Annotated in this window: 24 protein-coding genes; 11 read left to right on the top strand and 13 right to left on the bottom strand. The window is 70.8% G+C overall.

The genetic code is table 11. The features are described 5' to 3' along the window. Nucleotide 1: 1 nt before the first annotated feature. Nucleotides 2-1,612, bottom strand: coding sequence for a serine/threonine-protein kinase (locus ACWENQ_RS38925; protein WP_452418734.1), 1,611 nt, complete (start codon nt 1,610-1,612; stop codon nt 2-4). Between the two features lie 231 nt (nt 1,613-1,843). Here ACWENQ_RS38925 and ACWENQ_RS38920 point away from each other — a divergent pair, with 231 nt between their 5' ends. After that, nucleotides 1,844-2,242 carry a thioesterase family protein gene (locus tag ACWENQ_RS38920; protein WP_449928333.1) on the top strand — a complete coding sequence of 133 codons (399 nt, stop codon included), beginning with the start codon at nt 1,844-1,846 and terminating at the stop codon, nt 2,240-2,242. On the opposite strand, the gene ACWENQ_RS38915 is transcribed toward ACWENQ_RS38920, so the two are convergent. The 6 genes from ACWENQ_RS38915 to ACWENQ_RS38890 form a co-directional block, all read right to left on the bottom strand. Beyond that, the gene (locus tag ACWENQ_RS38915; protein ID WP_452418733.1) at nt 2,239-2,451 is read right to left on the bottom strand and encodes a biotin/lipoyl-binding carrier protein; all 213 of its coding nucleotides are present in this window, start codon (nt 2,449-2,451) and stop codon (nt 2,239-2,241) included. The two genes, ACWENQ_RS38920 and ACWENQ_RS38915, sit on opposite strands and share 4 nt — an antisense overlap. Before the next feature lie 90 nt (nt 2,452-2,541). Further along, nucleotides 2,542-3,807 (bottom strand): HD-GYP domain-containing protein, encoded by a 1,266-nt coding sequence (locus ACWENQ_RS38910; RefSeq protein ID WP_449928329.1) that lies wholly within the window; start codon nt 3,805-3,807, stop codon nt 2,542-2,544. A 132-nt stretch (nt 3,808-3,939) separates the two neighbouring features. After that, on the bottom strand, nt 3,940-5,292 hold the full coding sequence (locus tag ACWENQ_RS38905) for an HD-GYP domain-containing protein (RefSeq protein WP_354921702.1): 1,353 nt from the start codon (nt 5,290-5,292) through the stop codon (nt 3,940-3,942). 179 nt (nt 5,293-5,471) lie between these two features. Continuing rightward, nucleotides 5,472-6,395, bottom strand: a complete 924-nt coding sequence (locus ACWENQ_RS38900; RefSeq protein ID WP_452418732.1) for an NAD-dependent epimerase/dehydratase family protein — start codon at nt 6,393-6,395, stop codon at nt 5,472-5,474. Between the two features lie 10 nt (nt 6,396-6,405). Continuing rightward, nucleotides 6,406-6,672 carry a mycothiol system anti-sigma-R factor gene (gene rsrA, locus ACWENQ_RS38895; RefSeq protein ID WP_354921708.1) on the bottom strand — a complete coding sequence of 89 codons (267 nt, stop codon included), beginning with the start codon at nt 6,670-6,672 and terminating at the stop codon, nt 6,406-6,408. Beyond that, entirely contained in the window at nt 6,669-7,274 is a 606-nt protein-coding gene (locus tag ACWENQ_RS38890; RefSeq protein ID WP_354921712.1) for a sigma-70 family RNA polymerase sigma factor, read from the bottom strand. Before ACWENQ_RS38890 ends, rsrA begins: the two co-directional genes overlap by 4 nt. Before the next feature lie 221 nt (nt 7,275-7,495). Here ACWENQ_RS38890 and ACWENQ_RS38885 point away from each other — a divergent pair, with 221 nt between their 5' ends. Further along, nucleotides 7,496-8,236, top strand: a complete 741-nt coding sequence (locus ACWENQ_RS38885; protein ID WP_354921715.1) for a class I SAM-dependent methyltransferase — start codon at nt 7,496-7,498, stop codon at nt 8,234-8,236. Between the two features lie 3 nt (nt 8,237-8,239). Here the strand turns inward: ACWENQ_RS38885 and ACWENQ_RS38880 are convergent, their stop codons facing one another. Together ACWENQ_RS38880 and ACWENQ_RS38875 are read right to left on the bottom strand one after the other, a co-directional pair. Next, complete coding sequence (locus tag ACWENQ_RS38880; RefSeq protein WP_449928325.1) at nt 8,240-8,572, bottom strand: TraR/DksA family transcriptional regulator; 333 nt, start codon at nt 8,570-8,572, stop codon at nt 8,240-8,242. A gap of 159 nt (nt 8,573-8,731) precedes the next feature. After that, nucleotides 8,732-9,520, bottom strand: coding sequence for an SOS response-associated peptidase (locus ACWENQ_RS38875; protein ID WP_452418730.1), 789 nt, complete (start codon nt 9,518-9,520; stop codon nt 8,732-8,734). A gap of 163 nt (nt 9,521-9,683) precedes the next feature. Here ACWENQ_RS38875 and aroA point away from each other — a divergent pair, with 163 nt between their 5' ends. Together aroA and rsgA are read left to right on the top strand one after the other, a co-directional pair. Next, nucleotides 9,684-10,964 carry a 3-phosphoshikimate 1-carboxyvinyltransferase gene (aroA, locus tag ACWENQ_RS38870; RefSeq protein WP_452418728.1) on the top strand — a complete coding sequence of 427 codons (1,281 nt, stop codon included), beginning with the start codon at nt 9,684-9,686 and terminating at the stop codon, nt 10,962-10,964. A 28-nt stretch (nt 10,965-10,992) separates the two neighbouring features. Continuing rightward, nucleotides 10,993-12,015 carry a ribosome small subunit-dependent GTPase A gene (gene rsgA / locus ACWENQ_RS38865; protein WP_354921761.1) on the top strand — a complete coding sequence of 341 codons (1,023 nt, stop codon included), beginning with the start codon at nt 10,993-10,995 and terminating at the stop codon, nt 12,013-12,015. Between the two features lie 11 nt (nt 12,016-12,026). Here the strand turns inward: rsgA and ACWENQ_RS38860 are convergent, their stop codons facing one another. Then, a complete protein-coding gene (locus tag ACWENQ_RS38860; RefSeq protein ID WP_452418727.1) occupies nt 12,027-12,470 on the bottom strand; it encodes a DUF4442 domain-containing protein in 444 nt (147 codons plus the stop codon). 57 nt (nt 12,471-12,527) lie between these two features. Between ACWENQ_RS38860 and hisN the strand changes: the two genes are divergently transcribed. Then, nucleotides 12,528-13,340 (top strand): histidinol-phosphatase, encoded by an 813-nt coding sequence (gene hisN, locus ACWENQ_RS38855; protein WP_449928317.1) that lies wholly within the window; start codon nt 12,528-12,530, stop codon nt 13,338-13,340. 58 nt (nt 13,341-13,398) lie between these two features. Here the strand turns inward: hisN and ACWENQ_RS38850 are convergent, their stop codons facing one another. Continuing rightward, nucleotides 13,399-14,181: a fructosamine kinase family protein gene (locus ACWENQ_RS38850; protein ID WP_452418725.1), complete on the bottom strand. Its 783-nt coding sequence runs from the start codon at nt 14,179-14,181 to the stop codon at nt 13,399-13,401. After that, nucleotides 14,162-14,626, bottom strand: coding sequence for a low molecular weight protein-tyrosine-phosphatase (locus ACWENQ_RS38845; protein WP_452418724.1), 465 nt, complete (start codon nt 14,624-14,626; stop codon nt 14,162-14,164). The genes ACWENQ_RS38850 and ACWENQ_RS38845 overlap by 20 nt, the downstream gene beginning before the upstream one ends. 121 nt (nt 14,627-14,747) lie before the next feature. Here ACWENQ_RS38845 and pstS point away from each other — a divergent pair, with 121 nt between their 5' ends. From pstS to ACWENQ_RS38820, 5 genes are read left to right on the top strand one after another with little or no spacing between them, the layout of a single operon-like run. Further along, nucleotides 14,748-15,860 carry a phosphate ABC transporter substrate-binding protein PstS gene (pstS, locus tag ACWENQ_RS38840; RefSeq protein ID WP_354921736.1) on the top strand — a complete coding sequence of 371 codons (1,113 nt, stop codon included), beginning with the start codon at nt 14,748-14,750 and terminating at the stop codon, nt 15,858-15,860. Between the two features lie 3 nt (nt 15,861-15,863). Then, complete coding sequence (gene pstC, locus ACWENQ_RS38835; protein WP_354921739.1) at nt 15,864-16,844, top strand: phosphate ABC transporter permease subunit PstC; 981 nt, start codon at nt 15,864-15,866, stop codon at nt 16,842-16,844. A 55-nt stretch (nt 16,845-16,899) separates the two neighbouring features. After that, nucleotides 16,900-17,775 (top strand): phosphate ABC transporter permease PstA, encoded by an 876-nt coding sequence (gene pstA, locus ACWENQ_RS38830; RefSeq protein ID WP_354921742.1) that lies wholly within the window; start codon nt 16,900-16,902, stop codon nt 17,773-17,775. 15 nt (nt 17,776-17,790) lie between these two features. Beyond that, a complete protein-coding gene (pstB, locus tag ACWENQ_RS38825) occupies nt 17,791-18,567 on the top strand; it encodes a phosphate ABC transporter ATP-binding protein PstB (protein ID WP_354921745.1) in 777 nt (258 codons plus the stop codon). After that, on the top strand, nt 18,567-19,289 hold the full coding sequence (locus ACWENQ_RS38820; RefSeq protein WP_354921748.1) for a response regulator transcription factor: 723 nt from the start codon (nt 18,567-18,569) through the stop codon (nt 19,287-19,289). Before pstB ends, ACWENQ_RS38820 begins: the two co-directional genes overlap by 1 nt. A gap of 75 nt (nt 19,290-19,364) precedes the next feature. On the opposite strand, the gene ACWENQ_RS38815 is transcribed toward ACWENQ_RS38820, so the two are convergent. Continuing rightward, complete coding sequence (locus tag ACWENQ_RS38815) at nt 19,365-20,240, bottom strand: phenylalanine 4-monooxygenase (RefSeq protein ID WP_449928308.1); 876 nt, start codon at nt 20,238-20,240, stop codon at nt 19,365-19,367. Between the two features lie 126 nt (nt 20,241-20,366). Here ACWENQ_RS38815 and ACWENQ_RS38810 point away from each other — a divergent pair, with 126 nt between their 5' ends. After that, a complete protein-coding gene (locus ACWENQ_RS38810; RefSeq protein WP_449928306.1) occupies nt 20,367-20,834 on the top strand; it encodes an Lrp/AsnC family transcriptional regulator in 468 nt (155 codons plus the stop codon). Nucleotides 20,835-21,046 lie beyond the last annotated feature (212 nt).

Genomic DNA, 21,046 nt, shown 5'->3' with positions numbered 1-21,046 from the left:
GCTACGGCTTGGCGCTGCCCGTCGGGGAGGGCGAGCCGCCGCTGGGCGTCGGGGACGGCGACGGCGACGGGCTGGGCGACTTGCCTGGCGGGCACTGGTCGCTCACCGTCGACACCGTCACCGTCATGCCCTTGGCCAGCGGCTTGTCGGCCGCGGGCACCTGTGCCGACACCTTCGGGCAGCTCTCCGGCTCCATGACCATGACGGCCTTGACCCGGATCTTGTAGCCCGCCTTCTGCAGCTTCGCGGTGGCCTGGTCGACGAACAGGTCGACGACGTCCGGCACCAGCGGCTGCTTCTGATGGGTCGGCGTGGGCGAGCCGGTGGGCGTGACCGTCGGCTTCCTCGTCGGCGGCTGCGTGGTGGGCGGCCTGGTGGGCTCCTCCTCGGTCGGCTCGGGCTCCTCGGACGGCTCGGGCTGGTCGGTGGGTTCGGTCGACTTCGGCGGCTTGGGCTTGATCGCCTTCGTCTTGCCGCCGACCGCGACGGGCGAGGTGACCACGGGGGCCGGCTCCGGCCCGTCCATGCCGGTGAGCGCGACGGCGCCCGCGCCGACGCCCAGCACCGCCACCGCGGCGATGCCCGCCACGAGCACGCCCCTGCCGCCACCGGCCTTGGCGGCCCTGCGGGCGCCGCGCCGCGGGCCCTGGGTGGCGACCGTGGACTGGTCGGGCGGCGGGATGGCACCCGTGGCCGGAGAGGGCGTGGCCGGCGCGCCCTGGTGGGCCGCCGGCAGGTCGGTCAGCGACGGCGGAGGCGGAGAGACGGGCGGCGCGGCGTGCGGCGCCCGCACGGCCTGCCGGGCCGCCGCCGCCATGGCCGCGCCGCTGGGCCAGCGTCGCGCGGGGTCCTTCGACAGCGCCCGCTCCACCACCGACCGCACCGCGGGCGGGATGTCGGCGGGCAGCGGCGGCGGCGCCTCGCGGATGTGCTTGAGCGCGATCGTGACAGGGCTGTCGCCGTCGAACGGGCGTATGCCCGCCAGGCACTCGTAGGCCACCACGCCGAGCGCGTAGATGTCGACCGCGGGCGTGACCGGCGCGCCCTCCGCCTGCTCGGGCGCGCAGTAGGCGGCGGTGCCCAGCACCATGCCGGCGTCGGTGAGCCGGTTGGCCACGTCCTGGCGGGCGATGCCGAAGTCGGTCAGGACCAGCGTGCCGTCGCGCTGCACCATGAGGTTGCCGGGCTTGACGTCGCGGTGCACGATGCCCTGGTCATGTACGGCCTGCAGCGCCCCCGCCGCCTGGGCGATGAGCTCCATGGCCTGGTCGGGCGCGATGCGCCCCAGGCGCTGCAGTAAACGGTCGAGCGGCTCGCCGTCGACGAACTTCATCACCAGGTAGACGGTCGCCCCCGCACCCGCCACCTGGTGAACCCCGTAGTCGTAGACGTCGACCACACCGGAATGGTTGATCGTCGCCATCGCCCTCGCCTCGCCCTGGAAGCGAGCGACGAATCCCGGGTCGTCCGTGCGGCCTGGAAGCAGCACCTTGACGGCGACGGTGCGGGCGAGGACGATGTCCTCTCCACGCCATACCTCACCCATGCCGCCGGCGCCGATGCGGGTGTCCAGACGATATCGCCCCGCAAGCGTCGTCCCTTGGGCCACCATGTCTCCCCCGTTACCCCCTGTCGTCTTCAACCTCTCCGACCCCAGGGTTCTCCAACAAAGCGGATTTGTATCGCGGCGAGGTAACGCAGAGGTCACGGAATTCTGAGAAGTGTACGGCTTGTACCAATACGTCACCACAAGATTGCCGCAAGCTGTACAAACCTATCCTGGTGCCTGGTGAGGCTTTCTGTCTGTCCGGTGCCCGAGATGTGATCTCAGTAGGCTGGACGCATGACACTCGCCCCGGGGCTCCACGCGTCGCTGCTCATCATGGTCGAGAGGGAGGACCTCGCCACCAAGATCGGCAGCGGTGACGTGCCCGTGCTGGCCACCCCGAGGCTGCTGGCGCTGGCGGAGATGGCGACCGTCCAGGCCGTCAGAGACCACCTCGGGGCAGGTCAGACCTCCGTCGGCACCCGGGTCGAGCTCCACCACCTGGCCGCCAGCCCCGTCGGCGCCCACGTCGAGATCGGCGCCGAACTGACCGCGGTGGACGGCAGGCGCCTGGTGTTCACGTTCACCGCCCGCGAACGCGCCCGGGTGGTGGGCACGGGCACGATCGAGCGGACGGTGGTCGACAGGGAGAAGTTCCTCGGCCGGCTGAACCCCGAAGGGACGACGTCCGGCTAGTCGATGACGGCGATCAGGTCGCCCGCCTGCACCACGTCGCCCTCGGCCACCTTCAGCCGCGTGACCACACCGTCGTCCTCGGCGAGCACCGGGATCTCCATCTTCATGGACTCGAGGATGACGAGCGTGTCGCCCCCCACGACCGTGTCGCCCTCGGCGACGACGACCTGCCACACGTTCGCCACCATCTCGGCGCGCACCTCAGCCACACGGACTCCCCTCTTGCATGCTTGCAACTCTGTCACGGTCACCGGGCGCGCGGACGCCAGGCCGGCGTCGTGGTCGCCGCCGACGCGGGCTCAGAGCCGGTGCACAGGGGCGAGCCGGTCCACCACGCGCGCCATCGCCTCGATCACCTCGGGGTCGTACTCGCCGCCGATGCCGAGCCTGAGCCGTTCTAAAGCGGCCCCCGCCCGGTCGCGGTCGGTGGATCCGCCGACGAGGTCGTCGTAGGCGTTGGCGGCCTTGATGATACGGCTGGCCCGCGGCGGATCCTCGGCGATCGAATCGCACTGCCGCCTGACCAGATCGGCCACCCGGTCGAGCACGCCGGTCTGCCTGATCACCTCGGCGCCCAGCTCGGCGATGCGCCGGGCCTGCGCCGGATCGGTGAGCACGGTGGCCCCGCCCGGGATGGGGTCGCGCAGCGACAGCTGCCCGATGTCGTGCATCAGCGCCGCGTACTCCAGCTCCAGCAGCTCGGGCTCGGCCATGCCGAGCTCCCTGCCGATCGCCACCGCCAGCCTGCTCACCCGGCGCGAGTGGCCGGGCTCGACGTACCCGCCGACCTCGGTGACCCTCGACAGCGCCCGCACGGTCTGCAGGTAGGTGGCCCTGATGCCGGCGTACTTGCGAAAGGCCACCTGGGTGACCAGCAGGGGCGCGGCGAACACCAGCAGCGCCATGAGGTCCATGCTGTGGCAGGCGAGGGCGAGCAGCACCCCGGAGGCGGCCACGGCGGCGCCCAGCGGGAAGGCCATCCTGAGCTCGTCCCTGACGGCGACCTTGAACGCGGTGCGCACCTGCTCGGCCCTCAGCATGGCCGCGATCAGCACGTCGGCCAGGAGAGTGATCGCGATCAGCACCACCATCACCATGAGCGCGGGCCACCAGGTCTCGGTCGGCTCCTGGGTGAGGGTGTAGAGGGCAGGCGCGAGCGGCCGGAAGGCGAAGGCGAGGAGCGCGCCGGTGAGCAGCCGTCTGGCCATCGCGTCCAGCCGGGGCGGGCGGCCCACCGCCAGGTGCGGCAGCGCACCGGCGATCATCCCGACCGCGATGACCGCGACCACCTGCAGCGCGGTGTGGCCGAGCGGGACGTTGCTGAGGTCGAGCAGCAGCGTGTAGCCGAGGGCCGCGGCCGCCCCGATGGGCGCCACCTCCCTGTTGCCGGGCATCGTCAGCCTGGCGAGCTCGCCGATCGCGATGAGCGCGCCGAACCCGACCGCGATGTCGGGGCGGACCAGGCCGACGGCCGCGGTGTGGGCGACGCCGGCGACGGCCACCAGACCGGCGCCCGCGATCAGCAGCAGCTGCCCCGAGTCGAGTCCCTGGAAGGCCCGGTTCATCGTGTCCCCCTCGTACGGCCCGCCGCCGCGGGCTCCCCCGGCCCTCCGGCCCCCCGGACAGCGTTGCCGGCCGTCACCGTGTCCCCCGTCATCATGTCCCGGCCTTTCCCCCAGCCGGGCCGCGGCAGGCCGTCATGATCCGCCCACCACCTCGATCGGCATCGTCGGGTCGTCGTGGTCCTTGGTCGTCGTCTGGGCCGCGTCGGCCGGCGGCGCGTCGACCTTGCGCGGCGGCTGCCACGGCTCCCGCTCCAGCGCCTTGACGAACGCCGCCACCATCACCGGGTCGAACTGCGTGCCCGCGCCCTTGCGCAGCTCGGCCACCGCCACCTCGACCGGGCGGGCCCCCCGGTAGGAGCGGTCGGAGGTCATCGAGTCGAAGGCGTCGGCCACCGCGATGATCCGCGCGAACTCGGGGATCTCGTCACCGGCCAGCCCCATCGGGTAGCCCCTGCCGTCGTGCCGCTCGTGGTGGTGCATGATGCCCGCGAACGCCTCGTCGAGGAAGTCGATGCCGCGCACGATCTCCAGCCCGCGCATCGGGTGCAGCTGGATCGCCGCGAACTCCTCCTCGGTCAGCGGCCCGTCCTTCTGCAGCACCTTCGTCGGCACGCCGAGCTTGCCCACGTCGTGGAGCATGCCCGCGTAGCGGATGGCGCGCAGCCGCTCCACCCCCATGCCGATCTCCTGCGCGATCATCGTGGAGGCCAGCGACACGCGCGTGCAGTGCCCGCGGGTGTAGTAGTCCTTGGTCTCGACCGCCTGGCACAGCGCCGCGATCGTCGCGTCGTAGGAGCGTTGCTGCGCGTGGTACTGCCCGAGGGCCCAGCGCGCCACGAAGAGCGGCAGCAGCACCAGCACGGCCGAGATCGACTGGACGGTGGCCCACAGGCCCGCCACCAGCAGCCCGAAGGTGGCGTAGCCGAAGTAGGACAGCAGGAACTGGGTCATGCCGCTGACCGGCAACTCCTCGGCCCGCACCTGGGTCACCAGCCACACCATGGTCAGCGTGAGCACGATGTTGAGCGGGACGAACAGCGCGGCGGCCGCGGCGTAGGGCCCGATCAGCGCCTCGAAGGCGTTGACCTGCGGGACCTTCGGCACGCCGCCGAAGAACAGGTAGGCCTTGCCGGACACGTAGCCGCAGATGGCGAACTGCGCCCCGTTGAACAGCCGCTTCACCAGCGGCAGGCCGGGCCGGACACTCAGCACGGCCGTCAGGCCCACCAGCGCCGCGCCCTCGGGGCCGACCAGCACCACCGCGGCCAGCGCGGCCGAGAAGCTGACCGACACCGCGAACTGCTCGACATTGAGGAGCGTCGGCATCGACTCGCACACCAGGAAGAGCAACGCGAGCACGAGGAGCGTGCCGTAGTCGCCGGATGGGACGAGGTGCCCGGCGAGCAGGCTGTGCCCGACGAGAACGGCCGCCGCCCCGATGACGACGACCAGATAGACCTTCGCGGCCCACGGCAGTCCACGCATTGCGGCCCCCCGGGGCGATCAGGTCCAGGAGACGCCCGGCGGGACGGCCCCACCGCCGCCGACCAGGAGAATCACCGGGGCCGCCAGTGCTGTCAACATGCGCATGAGGCTCACGCTACAGAAGTCGTCAGGCGACAGGGAGGGGACTCGGGAATCGCAAGCAAAGCGTAATCAACCAACTACCGGCGGCGACTTCTGGCCCACTCCACGGTCTCCTTCAGACCCGTCGTCAGATCCGTGCGCGGCTGCCAGCCGAGACCCTCGAAGGCGGGCAGCGGATCGACGGCCATAGCGGGAAGGTCCCCCGGACGGGGCGGTGCGAAACCCGGCCGGTCGGGAGCGCCCGCCGCGGCGGCGACGAGCGTGTGCAGGTGGCGGTCGGTGGTCTGGATGCCGGTGCCGAGGTTGAACCGCCCGCCGCCGCCGGCCTCGCCGCAGGCCCTGACGAAGCCGTCGACGACGTCCTTGACGTAGACGTAGTCGCGGGTCTGGTCGCCGTCGCCATACAGGAGGGTCGGCGCGCCCGACAGCAGCGCGTCGGTGAAGATGGCCACGACGCCCGCCTCGCCGTCGGGCGACTGGCGCGGGCCGTAGACGTTGGACAGCACCAGCGAGGTGTGGTCGATGCCGTGGAGCGCCTTGAAGGCGGCCAGATAGGTCTCCCCGCTGAGCTTGCTCGCCGCGTACGGCGAGCGCGGGTCGGTGGGCGCGTCGCCGGGGACGGGGATGACCGGCGGCCTGCCGTACACCGCGACGGAGGAGGCGAAGACCACCTTGCGCGTGCCGCCGCGCTGGGCGGCGGTGAGCACCTGGACCGTGCCCTCCACGTTGACCCGCGCGTCGCGCATCGGATCGGCCACGCTCGCCCGGACGCTGATCTGGGCGGCCAGGTGGCAGATGACCTCGGGCCGCCACGCGACGGCCAGCTCGACCAGGGCGGGATCCCTGACGTCGAGCGTGTGCAGCCAGGCCTCACCGCTCAGGTTGGCCTGGCGGCCCGACGACAGGTCGTCGACGACCGCGACCTCGTGCCCCGCCTCCAGCAGGGCGTCGACGAGATGAGAACCGATGAAACCGGCGCCCCCGGTCACCAACACGCGCATGCGCGCAATGCTAGTCGCCCAGCTCCGCGCGCACCCTGGCGATGCGGTCGAGGACCTTCGAGCGCAGGTCGTCAGGCACCGGATCGCATCCGCAGTGCTTGGCGACCAGCGCCTTCACCGCTTTGTCGAGGTCGTATTCCTGCAGGCAGGGGCTGCACTCGTCGAGGTGCACCCTGATGTCGACGGACTCGCCTTCTGCGAGCTCACCGTCGAGATAGGCGTAGACCTTGTCGAGCACCTCACGACAGTCCGTCTCGTGCGGCTCACCACAGCTCATTTGGATCCCTCCGCCGGGACCAGGCCACGCTCGCGTGCGTAGTCCTCGAGATGCGTCCGCAGCTGCCTGCGTCCGCGGTGGAGTCGCGACATCACCGTGCCGATGGGCGTGCCCATGATGTCGGCGATCTCCTTGTACGGGAAGCCCTCGACGTCGGCCAGGTAGACCGCGATCCTGAACTCCTCCGGCAGCGCGGCGAGCGCTTCCTTGATGTCGCCGTCGGGCAGGTGCTCCAGGGCCTCGACCTCGGCGGACTTCAGCCCGCCCGAGGTGTGGGACTCGGCGCGCGCCAGCTGCCAGTCCTCGATCTCCTCGGTGCCGGACTGCTTCGGCTCCCGCTGCTTCTTGCGGTAGCTGTTGATGAAGGTGTTGGTGAGGATCCGGTAGAGCCAGGCCTTGAGGTTGGTGCCTTCCTGGAACTGGTGGAAGGACGCGAACGCCTTGGCGAAGGTCTCCTGCAGCAGATCCTCGGCGTCAGCCGGATTCCGGGTCATCCGGAGCGCGGCGGAGTAGAGCTGGTCGAGGTACGGCATGACGTCACGCTCGAACCGCTCGCTGCGCTGCTCCAGAGTCTCCGTGCCTGTCGCGGGCACCGGACCCACCCCCCTAAGATCGCCGGTGGCCTGCTGTGCCGGTACACCGTACTCAGGGGAGGATACCCGCTCGTCAGCGACCGGCAGGCCACCGGGGACGGGTTCGAGCAATGTGAGCATGTTCGTCTGCAACACGCCCGCGCACGCGTCTGTTCCCACAAGATGGAGGTGACGAACGACTCGGTACGGGGAAAAACAAACGTACCTTTTCCGGAACACAGGAGACGCGTGTGCTGCCCATTCCGGCCGAGGAACTGAACGGCTCAGGCACGCTCGGGCCGTACTGGACGTTCTATCGTGCAGTCGTCGCCGAGCAGCTCGATCGCTGGCTTCCCGGTCGTCCCTCCACCATCCTCGATCTTTCCGGCGGCCGCGGGCGCTGGTCGGGCCACGCCGCCAAGGCGGGCCACAAGGTGATCGAGGTCGTCGACTTCCGCCGGGCGCTCGAGGGGCAGCAGCTGCTGCGCGATGCCGACCGGGTGCGCCAGGTCCGCGCCGACGACCTGGGGTTCCTGCCTGACGGCTGCGTCGACGCGGTGGTGGCGGAGGAGCGGGCGCTGTCCATCGAGCTGATGGCCGAGTCGGCGATGGACGACGTGGTCCGCGTGCTGCGCCCCGGTGGGCGCGCCCTGGTGTGCGTCGACTCCCTGGTGCTGGGCATGGCGATACTCGCCGAGCAGAACTACTGGGCCCACCTGCGCCAGACCGGCGAGGTCATGCTGGTGCCGTGGCCCGACGGCAGCATCACCCGCTGCTTCAGCAGCGGCCAGCTGCGCGAGCTGCTCACGGGAGCGGGCCTCGAGGTGGAGTGGATCAGGCCGCGCACGGTCCTGTCCCCCTCCACCGTCGACCACGTGCTGGCCACCGACACCCGGGCGCTGGCCTGGCTGGTGCGCACGGAGCTCGACGCCCACCCCGACGACGACGACACCGTAGGCATCCACCTGGTGGCCAGCGCGCTCAAGAAGTGAGGGTCAGCGCCTTCTCTCCCGCTTCGCCTGGCACTGGACGCATCTGGCGGCTTCCGGACGGGCCTCCAGCCTTCCTTCGGGCACCGGCCTGCCGCAGTCGACGCAGTCGCCGTAGGTGCCCTCGTCGAGCCGCTTGAGCGCGGCCACGATCGCGCCACGATGGGCGGTCGCCACGGACAGCATGGCCTGGGCGCGGTCGGAGTCGGTCAGGTCGGAGCCCGCGTCGGCCGCCGAGCGGTCGGCCACGGCCACCGGGTCTCCACGCAGCACGCCGATCGACCTGTCGAGCTCGGCGAGCATGCCTTCCAGGCGCTCGCGAGCGGTCGTGTCGTCCACGTCCGCACCTCCGGGTAGGCGGGGGCAGCCGGCAGCGGAACTCCCCGGAGGTCCCGCCCGGCGTTCGGGGGGTGGTGAATGGAGCGATGACTCGCAGTTGACGAAGAGCATCGCTTTCCTCACCGGATGCCCATCAGGCGAGGTTCTTACACCGACCCGCTAGAAAAGTGCGCTTTCTTCCTCCGGTTGTTGCGGCTCGATCAGGTGCGGGCCGTTGTTGCGGACGTTGTTGACGTCGGTGGAGACGGGATAGGCGACCAGCCTGCCGGAGTCGGCGGGCACCAGCAGCCTGGAGGCCTGCTCGGTGTCGGTGAGCTTGGGGTCGAGCCATTCGGCCCAGCGCTCCCGCTCGATCATCATCGGCATCCGGTCGTGGATGTGCCCGAGGTCGTCCTCGGCCTGCGTGGTGATCACCGTGCAGGTCACCAGCCACTTCAGCGGATCGTCGGCGGCCCTGGTCGGGTCCTTCCAGAACTCGTACAGCCCGGCCATCGCGAGCACCCCGCCGTCCTCGGGGTGGATGTAGAAGGGCTGCTTCTTCTTCTTTTCGCCTTCGACGGGCATCCACTCGAAGTAGCCGTCGGCAGGCAGCAGGCACCTGCGGGAGGCGAACGCCTTCTTGAAGGCCGGCTTCTCCGCGACCGTCTCGAGCCTGGCGTTGATCATGCGGGAGCCGATGGAGGGGTCCTTGGCCCACACCGGCACCAGGCCCCACCGCAGGACGCGCAGCTGGCGCACCGCCCGGGTGGCGGCTCGCGCCTCGCCCTCCCCGCCCGAGTCGCCGCGCTCGGTGTCCTTGGGCACCCGGCTGAGCACCGCGTAGACCCGTTTGGTCGGCGCCACGTTGTAGTCGGGCGACAACTCCTCGTCGGGCGAGGCGTCCTGCTCGACCTGGAACTCCTCCAGAAGCTCGTGCTTCTTGCGCGCTGAGGCGTATCTGCCGCACATGCCTCCACCCTGCCACGCGATCGGCCGATTCGCCCACCATGTCGCCCCGCACCCCACACCGCCCGGCACCCCATCTTGCCCCGCACCCCACGCGAGGCCGGGCCCCGAGCTCCCTGGTCGTGCGCTCTGCGGGTCAGGCGCCGGCTGCCGATAGGCTTGCACCATGCCCGCTCCGCTCTGGCCGGCCCCGACGGCGTCCGCTCCGGTCTCCGCGACCGTCCCCCTGCCCGGCTCCAAGTCCGTGACCAACAGGGCGCTGCTGCTGGCCGCGCTCGCCGACGGCCCGGGCACCGTACGGCAGGCGCTGCGCAGCCGCGACGCCGACCTCATGGCCGCGGCCATGCGCGCGCTCGGCACCGACCTGACCCCGTCCAACGAGAGCGCCTCCGGCGTCGACTGGCAGGTCACGCCCGGCCCCGTCCGCGGCGGCGCGCGCATCGACGTCGGCCTGGCCGGCACGGTGATGCGCTTCGTGCCGCCCATGGCGGCGCTGGCCGACGGCGAGGTCTTCTTCGACGGCGACCCCCACGCCCGCACCCGGCCCATGGGCCCGATCCTCGCCGCCCTGCGCGCGCTCGGCGCCGAGGTCGACAACGACGCCCTGCCGTTCACGATCAGGGGCCCGATCACCGGGGGCGAGGTCACGATCGACGCCTCCGCCTCCTCCCAGCTGATCTCGGGTCTGCTGCTGACGGCCGCCAGGTTCGAGAAGGGCGTCACGATCCGCCACGAGGGCCCGCCCGTGCCGTCCATGCCGCACATCGAGATGACCGTCCAGATGCTGCGCGCCGCGGGTGTGCGGATCGACGACGGCGAGCCCGACGTGTGGCGCGTCGAGCCGGGGCCGATCACCGCCACCGACCTGGTCGTCGAGCCCGACCTGTCCAACGCCGCGCCGTTCCTGGCGGCCGCACTCATCACCGGCGGCACGGTCACCATCCCCGGCTGGCCGGCCGTGACCACCCAGCCGGGCGACCACCTCCGCCCGCTGCTCGCCGCGATGGGCGCCACCGTGTCGCTGACGGAGGACGGCCTGACGGTCACGGGCACGGGCGAGATCGCGGGCATCGACGCCGACCTCCACGAGGTGGGCGAGCTCACCCCCACGATCGCCGCCCTCGCCGCCCTGGCCACCTCGCCGAGCACGCTGCGCGGCATCGCCCACCTGCGGGGCCACGAGACCGACCGGCTCGCCGCCCTCGTCACCGAGATCAACCGGCTGGGCGGCGACGCGGAGGAGACGGCCGACGGCCTCCTCGTCCGCCCCGCCACGCTTCACGGCGGCACCTTCCACAGCTACGCCGACCACCGCATGGCCACCGCGGGCGCCGTCGTCGGCCTCGCGGTCCCCGGAGTCGAGGTGGAGGACATCGCGACGACCGGAAAGACGCTTCCGGAGTTCGCCCGGATGTGGGCGCAGATGCTGGGAAGTGAGCAGTCGTGACCGGCTTCTCGGGGCAAGGAGCGGACCGCTGAGAAAGCGGGAGTACGACGAGGACGACGTCAGGGTCAGACCGGGCAAGGGCTCCCGGCCGCGGACCAGGATCCGTCCTGCCCACGAGGACGCCGTCGAAGGCTTCGTGATCGCCGTCGACCGGGGCCGCTACACCTGCCTGGTCGAGACCGAGGGCCGCAGGAAGAAGCGCGAGCGCCGGCTCGTCACCGCGATGAAGGCCCGCGAGCTGGGCCGCAAGGGCATCATCGTGGGTGACAGGGTCGCGCTGGTCGGCGACGTCTCGGGCCGGACCGACACCCTCGCCAGGGTGGTCAGGGTCGAGCCGCGCTCCTCGATGCTGCGGCGCAGCGCCGACGACACCGACGACACCGACGGCATCGAGCGTCCGGTCGTCGCCAACGCCGAGCAGCTCGTCATCGTCACCGCGCTGGCCGACCCGCCGCCGCGGCCCAGGATGATCGACAGGATGCTGGTCGCGGCCTTCGACGCCGAGATCGACCCGCTGCTGTGCCTGACCAAGCGCGACCTCGCCCCGCCCGACGAGCTGGTCTCGCTCTACGAGCCGCTCGGGGTCCCCTACACGGTCGTCCAGAAGGGCGGCGAGCTCGACGAGCTGCGCGAGCGGCTGACCGGCCGCGTCAGCGTCCTCGTCGGCCATTCGGGCGTCGGCAAGTCCACGCTGGTCAACGCGCTGGTCCCGGACGCCAACCGGGCGGTCTCCCATGTCAACGCGGTCACCGGGCGCGGCCGCCACACCTCCACCTCGGCGGTGGCGCTGGAGCTGCCCGAGGGCGGCTGGATCATCGACACGCCGGGGGTGCGCAGCTTCGGGCTGGCCCACGTGTCCGTCGAGACCGTGCTGGCCGGCTTCCCCGACCTGGTCGAGGGCACCGTCCACTGCCCCAAGGGCTGCACCCACCGGGGCGAGGAGTGCGCGCTGGACGCGTGGGTCGCCGACGGCCACGCCGATCCGGTCCGGCTGAAGTCGCTCAGACGGCTGCTCGCCAGCCGGGAAGGCGCCCCCGACTCCGACGACTGACCGGCGGACGGTTACCGGTTGGGGCGGAGGGTCCAGCGGACGGTCAGTTCCGCGACGACGACGCCCTCCGCGTTGCGGATCTCGACCGCGACGTCGAACTCGGGCCGCTGTCCCGCGTCCAGCAGGGCGACGACCTCCTCCCTGGAGGCCTGCAACCGCGCCTCGGCCACCACCTCCCCCATCGCCACCTTGCGATAGCGGATCGTCGAGGTGGTGGGCAGCGGCACCGCCCGCGACAGCTGGTCGCCGAACGCCGACAGCGTCGCCGCCCCCGAGGCCGTCTCGGCGAGGGTGAACAGCGCGCCCGCGTGCGGACCGCCGACGTGGTTGTGCAGATCGGGGCGGTCGGGCAGGCGGCAGAGGGCCAGCCCCTCCTCCACCTTGTCGAATGAGATGTCCAGCGTGCGGGCGAACGGCACGGTCTGCAGCAGGAACTCGCCGGGGTCGAATGACATGCCGCCATGCTACTGGCGAGTAACCCACAATTGGGATGCAGCCGTTTGATGGAAGCGATGTCCGACGCGATAGCGTGGCTCTTCGTGACGGGTTACAGCGACGATCTGCGCCTCGCGCATGTCATGGCGGACGCCGCCGACGACCTGACCATGCGCCGGTTCAAGGCGGTCGACCTCAAGGTCGAGACCAAGCCCGACCTCACCCCGGTCAGCGACGCCGACCGAGCGGTGGAGGAGGCGATCAGGGGCACGCTGCGCAGGGCCAGGCCCCGTGACGCGATCGTGGGCGAGGAGTTCGGCACCACCGGTCACGGCGCCCGGTCGTGGATCGTCGACCCGATCGACGGCACCAAGAACTACGTGCGCGGGGTCCCGGTGTGGGCGACCCTGATCGCGCTCATGGACCAGGGCGAGGTCGTGGTGGGCCTCGTGTCGGCGCCCGCGCTCGGCCGCCGCTGGTGGGCGGCCCGCGACAGCGGCGCGTGGACCGGCAAGAGCCTGACCAAGGCCACCCGCATGCGGGTCTCGGCGGTCGGCAAGCTGGAGGACGCCTCCTTCTCCTACTCCGACATCGAGGAATGGGAGAAGGCCGGGCGCCTCGAGCCGTTCCTCGACCTGGGCCGCGCGTGCTGGCGTACCCGGGCCTACGGCGACTTCTGGTCGCACATGATGGTCGCCGAGGGGTCCGTGGACCTGTCGGCGGAGCCCGAGCTGTCCCCGTGGGACATCGCCGCGCTGACGGTGATCGTCGAGGAGGCGGGCGGCCGGTGGAGCGGCCTCGACGGCGGCCGCGGCCTGGACGCGGGCGGGCTGGTGTGCACCAACGGCACGCTGCACGACGAGGTCCTCACCCGCCTCACCACCCGCTGACCCCACCCGACCCCACCCGACCCCACAAGGCCTCACCCGCCGAGCGACCCGGCTGCGCTCAGAGGGCCAGCACCCGGGAGACCGCGGTCATCAACGCGTCGCGGTAGGCGGTGCCGTAGAGGCAGACGTGCACGAGCAGCGGGTGGAGCTGGTGCAACGGCACGCGTTCGCGCCAGCCCTCGGCCGGCGGCGCCTCCTCGCGGTAGGCGCCGAGGATCGTGTCCAGGTACGGCGCGCCGAACAGCGCCAGCATCGCCAGGTCGGTCTCCCTGTGCCCGCCGTGCGCCGCGGGGTCGATGAGCACCGCGCGGCCGTCCGCCCAGAGCACGTTCCCGCCCCACAGGTCGCCGTGGATCCGGGACGGCGGCTCGGCGGGCCCCGCGATCTCGGGGAACCTGGCGACCGCTCGCTCGATCAGCCGCACGTCGCCGGCCGCCAGCCGCGCCTGCCGTACGAAGGGCAGCACGCGGTCGGCGGCGTAGAAGGACGGCCAGTCGGCGGCCGGCTCGTTGGGCATGGGCAGGTCGGCGATGAACCCCGGCCAGGGGGCGCCGAAGCCGTCGGCGCCACGCAGGTGCGTCCGGGCGAGCTCGCGGCCGAAACGCTCGGCGGCGGCACGGGTGGGCGGCTCGGTGTCCACCCAGTCGAGGACCAGGCCGTCGTCGCCCGACGACACCACGGTGGCGGCGATCGGGCCCAGCCACCGTAGCCCCGCCGCCTCGGAGGTGAACAGCGGGGAAACGGGACCGTACTTGCCGAACACCGGCCTGCCGTCCAGCGTCCCCTTGCGCAGCCGCCAGGCGTGCGAGGAGCCCAGGTCCTCAGTCCAGACGATCGACAAGGTACTTCGCCAGCCCTTCGGCGGCCGCCTTCACCTGGCCGAGCACGATCTCGAAGCCGTCGCGGCCGCCGTAGTAGGGGTCGGGCACCTCGGCGCCTTCGGGCGCCGAGGGGTCGAACGAGCGGAACAGCCGCAGGTCCGTCCCCGCGGGAACGACCCTGCGCAGCGCTCTGAGGTTCTCCTTGTCCATGGCGAGGACCAGGTCATAGCGGTCGAAGTCGAACTGCCTGGCACGGTGGAGAGAACCGTCGTAGCCGTGCTGGGCGAGCATCTCGGCGGCGCGCTCGTCCATCGGGTTGCCGACGTGCCAGCCGCCCGTTCCGGCGCTGTCCAGCGCCACCTTGCCGGACAGTCCGTGCTCCTCAAGGGCCTGCCTGACCACGACCTCGGCCATCGGGGAGCGGCAGATGTTGCCCATACACACCAGAGATACGCGATACGTCATGCATCCCATCATGATGCTGACCTGGGTCGTTCACCGAACGTTCACCCCGATTCGGGAGTCGAGTCACCTTCACTGCTTAACGTCTGAGGCGACTAAGGACCAAGTGGGAGGAAACCCAACCGTGAAGTATGCAGGCCGGCTCGCCGCCGTCGCCGTCGTCGGCGCGCTCTCGCTCGCTGCGTGCGGCACCGATAACAACACTGGTGCCCCCGCGGGCACCGCGTCCGCGTCCGCCGCCGCCCCGGGCAACGACAACGCCCTTTCCGGCACGATCAACGCGGCTGGGTCCTCGGCTCAGGCCAACGCGATCGACCAGTGGAAGAAGGACTTCCAGGCCAAGAACGCGAACGTCAACCTGAACTACCAGCCGAGCGGCTCCGGCGCTGGTGTCCAGGCGTTCATCCAGGGCACGATCTCCTTCGCCGGTTCCGACTCGGCGCTGAAGGACGACAAGGGCGAGCCCGCCCAGGCCGACGCCCGCTGCAAGACCGGCAAGGCCATCAACCTCCCGATGGTGACCGGCCCCGTCGCCGTGGTCTACAACCTGCCCGGTGTCGACGGCCTGCAGCTGTCGCCCAAGACGATCGCCGGCATCTTCAACAGCCAGATCACCAAGTGGGACGACGCCGCCATCAAGGCCGACAACCCCGACGCGAAGCTGCCGTCCACCCCCATCCAGGCATTCCACCGCTCGGACGAGTCCGGCACCAGCGACAACTTCACCAAGTTCCTCAAGGCCACCGCCGAGTGGCCGTACGAGCCGGCCAAGGCGTGGCCCGCCGAGGCCAAGGGCCAAGGCGCCAAGGGCTCCGACCAGGTCGCCGCCTCGGTGAAGGGCGCCGAGGGCGCCATCGGCTACGTCGAGCTCTCCTACGCCGACAACTCCCAGCTGCAGAAGGCCAAGGTCGCCAACGGCTCGGGTGAGTTCGTCGAGCTGACCGCCGACAGCGCCGCCAAGACCGTCGAGGCCGCCGAGATCAAGGGCACCGGCAACGACCTCAAGCTGAGCATCGACTACGCCACCAAGGCCGCGGGCGCCTACCCGATCGTCCTGGTGACCTACGAGATCACCTGCGAGAAGGGCCTGCCCGCCGACCAGGTGCCGCTGGTCAAGTCCTTCCTCGGCTACACCGCGAGCGACGAGGGCCAGGCCTCCCTGAAGGACCTGGGCTACGCCCCGCTGCCCGCGGCTCTGCTCACCAAGGTTCGCGCGGCCGTCGAGGCGATCTCCTAACCCATGTCCACCGACGTTCGCACCCGAGGAGGCGACCCGGCCATGCGCCGGGCCGCCTCCCGGCGCACCCATGGTGAGGGACCCTTCCGCTACGCCTCCACCGGTGCGGGCATCGTCCTGCTGGCGATCATGGCGGCCATCGCCGTCTTCCTGATCAGCGAGGCGATCCCCGCGTTGCAGGCGAACAAGGGGAACTTCTTCACCGAGCTCATCTGGGAGCCCAACAGCAGCCAGGTCTTCGGCATCGCCGCCCTGGCGTTCGGGACCGTGCTCAGCTCTGCCCTCGCGCTGGTCATCGCGACCCCGGTCGCGGTGGGCGTCGCGCTGTTCATCTCCCACTACGCGCCCCGCCGGCTCGCGGGGCCCCTCGGCTACCTCGTCGACCTGCTCGCCGCGGTGCCCAGCGTCATCTACGGCCTGTGGGGCCTGGTCTTCCTCGTCCCCATCCTCAAGACGCCGTCCGAGTGGCTCAACGAGCACCTCGGCTGGTTCCCGCTGTTCGCCGGCGAGGGCGTCATCGGCGGCAAGACCATGCTGGCGGGCGGCATCGTCCTGGCGATCATGATCCTGCCGATCATCGCGGCGATCTCCCGCGAGGTCTTCCTGCAGGCGCCCAAGATGCACGAGGAGGCGGCACTCGCGCTCGGCGCGACCCGCTGGGAGATGATCAGGATGGCGGTGCTGCCGTTCGGCCGCCCCGGCGTCATCAGCGCGGCGATGCTCGGCCTCGGCCGGGCGATGGGCGAGACCATCGCGGTCGCGCTGATCTTCCCCGCCACCTTCGACATCAGCTTCCAGATCCTCACCCCGCACGCCAACAGCATCGCGGCCAACATCGCCAACGGCTTCGGCGAGGCCACCCCCGTCGGCCGCGGCGCGCTCATCGCCTCGGGCCTGGTGCTGTTCGTCATCACGCTGCTGGTCAACATGGGCGCCCGCATGGTGATCGCCCGCCGCAAGGAATACGCGGGGGCAGCGGCATGAGCGCCCCCATCACCCACAGCCACGTCGTGGCCAACCGACCGACGGAGGAGGTCGAATGACCACGATCCAGCACATCTCCACTGGACGGCGGGTCAAGGACCGCGTCGTCCAGGGTCTTGTGTATCTGGCCTTCGCGCTGGCCGTCGTGCCGCTGATCTCCGTCCTGTGGCTGGTCATCAAGAACGGCCTGGCCCGTCTCGACCTCGACTTCCTGACCCACTCGATGCGCGGCATCGGCGCCCGCGACGCGAACGGCGGCGCCTACCACGCCATCATCGGCACCCTTGAGCAGGTCCTGCTGGCCTCGGTCATCGCGGTGCCCATCGGCGTTCTCACCGCCATCTACCTGGTCGAGTACGGCAACGGCGGGCGGCTCAGCCGTACGATCAGCTTCTTCGTGGACGTCATGACCGGCGTCCCCTCGATCGTTTCCGGCCTGTTCGTCTTCGCCTTCTGGATCCTCTTCCTCGGCATGCCGTTCTCCGGGTTCGCCGGCGCGCTCGCGCTGTCGATCCTGATGATGCCCACAGTGGTCCGCGCGGCCGAGGAGATGCTCAAGCTGGTCCCGAACGACCTGCGCGAAGCCTCCTACGCCCTGGGCGTCCCCAAGTGGCGGACGATCGTGAAGGTCGTGCTGCCCACCGCGTTCACGGGCATCGTCACCGGTGTCATGCTCGCCATCGCCCGCGTGACGGGTGAGACCGCGCCGCTGCTGCTGACCGTGTTCTTCACCGACTCCATCAACAACGATCCGTTCAACGGGCCGCAGATGGGGCTTCCCCTCTACGTGTTCGACCAGGCGGCGCGCCCCAACGACACCGCCATCGACCGCGCGTGGGCCGGAGCCCTCACGCTCATCCTGATCGTCATGCTGCTGAACCTGGTCGCGCGCCTCATCGCCTGGTGGCGCTCGCCTTCCAGGGCCCGATAGGAGGTATCCGCTCCCATGTCCAAGCAGATCCAGGTCTCGGGCCTCGACGCGTACTACGGATCGCACAAGGCCATCGAGGACGTCTCGATGACCATCGAGCCGCGTTCGATCACCGCGTTCATCGGGCCGTCCGGATGCGGGAAGTCCACCTTCCTCCGCACGCTCAACCGCATGCACGAGGTCATCCCCGGCGCGCGTGTCGAGGGCAAGGTGCTGCTCGACGGCGAGGACCTCTACGGCCCCGGCGTCGAGCCCGTCTCGGTGCGCCGCTCCATCGGCATGGTCTTCCAGCGGCCCAACCCGTTCCCCACCATGTCGATCTACGAGAACGTGGCCGCGGGCCTCAGGCTCAACGGCCGCGTCTCCAAGTCGCAGACCGACGGCATCGTCGAGGAGTCGCTCAAGGGCGCCAACCTCTGGAACGAGGTCAAGGACCGCCTCAACAAGCCCGGCGCCGGCCTGTCGGGCGGCCAGCAGCAGCGTCTCTGCATCGCCCGCGCGATCGCGGTCAAGCCCCAGGTGCTGCTCATGGACGAGCCCTGCTCCGCGCTCGACCCGATCTCCACGCTGGCGATCGAGGACCTCATGACCAAGCTCAAGGACGAGTACACGATCGTCATCGTCACCCACAACATGCAGCAGGCCGCCCGGGTGAGCGACCGCACGGCGTTCTTCAACCTCGCCGCCCAGGGGCAGCCCGGCAAGGTGGTCGAGATGGACGACACCTCCCGGATGTTCACCAACCCCTCCCAGAAGGCCACCGAGGACTACATCACGGGGCGTTTCGGCTGATGGTCGTCGCGGCGAACGGGGACGCCCCGACAGTTCCCACCCTGCTGGTGGCCGATCCCGACCAGGACGTCATCCACGAGCTGGCGGTCGCGCTGGGGCGCGAGGGCGTCGTGGTCACCGGGGTGACCGACGGAGCCCAGGCGCTGCTGCAGGCGGGCGCGCTCCAGCCTGACGTCGTGCTCGTCGGCGCCACACTGCCGACCATCGACGCGGTGGACTTCGTGCGTGCCGTACGGCTCTCGCGGTCGGTACCCGTTCTGCTCGGCGTCGGCGAGGGGCATGCCGAACAGGCGGTCCAGGCGCTGGCCGCGGGCGCGTCGGCGTGCGTGGCCAGGCCGTACCGGGTGCTCGAGCTGCTGCCGTTCATCCAGGCGGCCTCCCACGGCGTCGAGAACCGCAAGGTGCTGACCGTGGGCGGCGTCGAGCTCGACGTCAACGCCTACCAGGTGCGGGTCGGCGGCAGGGCCGTGCACCTGCCGTTGCGGGAGTTCGAGCTGCTCCACTACCTGATGCGCAACGCCGACCGGACGGTCACGCGCGAGCAGATCATGAAGCATGTGTGGAACTCGGCCGACGGCACCTCGACCAACACCATCGCCGTGCACGTCAAGCGGTTGAGGGCGCGGCTGGGTGACGACGACGACCGGCTGATCCAGACGGTGCGCGGGGTGGGTTACCGGCTCATCACGCCGGTCGAGGGCCCCTCCTCGGCCGTCGGCTGACGGTGAGGGCCGGCCGTCGGGTGGCGCCGCGGCCCGCGTTCCCGGGGGCCACCGTTTCTCCCGGCTCGCTCCCGCTCAGGCCAGAGCGGCGATGGACTCGTCGTCGCAGGTCTCCCAGAAGGCGCCGACCACGTCCTCCAGGTGCTGCATGGACTCGGCCCGGAACAGCACGTCCTGGTACTTCGTGATGTCGTACTGGGTCTGGCCCATCATCTTCAGGTCCAGCGGCCGGATGTCCATTCCCCTGAACTCCTCGACCTCGCCGTACGAGGACAGGATGCCCGCCCCGTACGCGCGCAGCTCGCCGCTCTCGGCCATGACGCCGAACTCCAGGGTGAACCAGAAGACCTTGGAGACGAACTCCAGCGCCTCCTCGCTCTCCACGCGCCGCGCCGCGGCGCCCGCCAGCCGGTAGAGCGCCGCGAACCTGTCGTTGGCCAGCGCGTTCGCGTGGCCGATCACCTCGTGGATGACGTCGGGCTCCGGCGTGTAGAACGGCACCGAGTGGTGGCGGATGTACTGCGTGGAGTGGAAGTAGCCGTCGGCCAGCACCCCGTAGAAGTCCCTCAGCGGCACCAGACCGGCCGCGGGGAGGTACCTGAACCCGGTCAGCGGCTCCAGCAGCTCGCTGACCTCCTCCAGCTGCGGGATCCGCTCGGCGGGCAGGCCCAGCCGGGCCGCGCCGTCGAGGTACTCCGCCGTGGCGTACTTCCTGTGCTTGATCGCCAGCTCGCCGGCGACCAGGGCCCAGATCTCGTGCTCCTGCTCGGTGTACTCCGCCGCGGGGATGGGCTCGCCCCGCCGGTAGTTGACGGCCAGGGCGGCGATGGCGTTACGCCTGGCCCGGTAGACCTGGTCGGCGAACCCGGGGTGCGACGCCGCCAACTCGACCACCACGGACCCGTCGCCCTGCTCGGCGACGGGCGCGAAGTACTGCGCTTCCTCGAACATGCCTGAATGACAGCAATTCCGGCTTTCCTTGGCAAGAGTGACCAATTTTCCTGGTCGATCCGCGCACTATCGCACTGCCATACTGGCCTCAAGCTAGGCGAATCGCACAGATCACCCGGAGGGGCCATGGACGAGCTCGACGCCAGACTCCTGGTGACCATGCGTGCCCACCCACGCGTCGGCCTGACCGAGCTGGCCCGCCTGCTCGGCGTGGCCAGAGGCACCGTGCAGGCCCGCGTCGAGAAGCTGACCGCGCGCGGGGTGATCCTCGACTTCGGCCCCACGGTCTCCGCCGCCGGAGCCGGCTACCCGATCCTCGCGTTCGTCTCCCTGCAGATCGCCCAGGGCCGCCTCACCGAGGCCGTACAGGCCCTGCGGGACGTCCCGCAGATCCTCGAGGTGTACGGCACCAGCGGCCAGCACGACCTGCTCTGCCGCGTCGTCGCGCGCAGCACCGACCACCTGCAGGAGGTCATCGCGCGCGTCCTCGCCTCGCCGGGCGTCCAGCGCACGGACACCACCATCGCGCTGTCCACCCAGATCCCGTACCGCATCGAGCCGCTCCTCACCGACCGCGAACCGCCGGCCTCCTGACCTGGCCGGTCGGCCGGCACCCTGCGGGGGCCGAACGGTCGCCTGGAGCGCGCCACGCTCCCTTCACCGGCCCGTGCCGGTGCTCGAGCGACCGGTACGGCACGCCCTCGAAACAGCCCGGAAAAGCAGAAAGGGCCACCCCAACCGGGATGGCCCTTACTGTAAAGATTGCGCGGCGGCGACCTACTCTCCCACACCCCTTCGAGTGCAGT

Source organism: Nonomuraea sp. NPDC004354 (assembly GCF_053602555.1).
The sequence above is the reverse complement of the archived record's forward strand: the minus strand, read 5'-3'. Positions and strand labels throughout refer to the sequence as shown.

What these genes read in the sequence shown, in the direction of transcription:
- ACWENQ_RS38815 (WP_449928308.1), bottom strand. Translation starts at nt 20,240, where the DNA reads ATGTTCGAGGAAGCGCAGTACTTCGCGCCCGTCGCCGAGCAGGGCGAC.
- pstB (WP_354921745.1), top strand. Translation starts at nt 17,791, where the DNA reads ATGTCCAAGCAGATCCAGGTCTCGGGCCTCGACGCGTACTACGGATCG.
- pstC (WP_354921739.1), top strand. Translation starts at nt 15,864, where the DNA reads ATGTCCACCGACGTTCGCACCCGAGGAGGCGACCCGGCCATGCGCCGG.
- ACWENQ_RS38905 (WP_354921702.1), bottom strand. Translation starts at nt 5,292, where the DNA reads ATGCGTGGACTGCCGTGGGCCGCGAAGGTCTATCTGGTCGTCGTCATC.
- ACWENQ_RS38925 (WP_452418734.1), bottom strand. Translation starts at nt 1,612, where the DNA reads ATGGTGGCCCAAGGGACGACGCTTGCGGGGCGATATCGTCTGGACACC.
- ACWENQ_RS38900 (WP_452418732.1), bottom strand. Translation starts at nt 6,395, where the DNA reads ATGCGCGTGTTGGTGACCGGGGGCGCCGGTTTCATCGGTTCTCATCTC.
- aroA (WP_452418728.1), top strand. Translation starts at nt 9,684, where the DNA reads ATGCCCGCTCCGCTCTGGCCGGCCCCGACGGCGTCCGCTCCGGTCTCC.
- ACWENQ_RS38860 (WP_452418727.1), bottom strand. Translation starts at nt 12,470, where the DNA reads ATGTCATTCGACCCCGGCGAGTTCCTGCTGCAGACCGTGCCGTTCGCC.
- hisN (WP_449928317.1), top strand. Translation starts at nt 12,528, where the DNA reads ATGTCCGACGCGATAGCGTGGCTCTTCGTGACGGGTTACAGCGACGAT.
- pstA (WP_354921742.1), top strand. Translation starts at nt 16,900, where the DNA reads ATGACCACGATCCAGCACATCTCCACTGGACGGCGGGTCAAGGACCGC.
- ACWENQ_RS38810 (WP_449928306.1), top strand. Translation starts at nt 20,367, where the DNA reads ATGGACGAGCTCGACGCCAGACTCCTGGTGACCATGCGTGCCCACCCA.
- rsrA (WP_354921708.1), bottom strand. Translation starts at nt 6,672, where the DNA reads ATGAGCTGTGGTGAGCCGCACGAGACGGACTGTCGTGAGGTGCTCGAC.
- ACWENQ_RS38820 (WP_354921748.1), top strand. Translation starts at nt 18,567, where the DNA reads ATGGTCGTCGCGGCGAACGGGGACGCCCCGACAGTTCCCACCCTGCTG.
- ACWENQ_RS38920 (WP_449928333.1), top strand. Translation starts at nt 1,844, where the DNA reads ATGACACTCGCCCCGGGGCTCCACGCGTCGCTGCTCATCATGGTCGAG.
- ACWENQ_RS38910 (WP_449928329.1), bottom strand. Translation starts at nt 3,807, where the DNA reads ATGAACCGGGCCTTCCAGGGACTCGACTCGGGGCAGCTGCTGCTGATC.
- ACWENQ_RS38845 (WP_452418724.1), bottom strand. Translation starts at nt 14,626, where the DNA reads ATGACGTATCGCGTATCTCTGGTGTGTATGGGCAACATCTGCCGCTCC.
- ACWENQ_RS38875 (WP_452418730.1), bottom strand. Translation starts at nt 9,520, where the DNA reads ATGTGCGGCAGATACGCCTCAGCGCGCAAGAAGCACGAGCTTCTGGAG.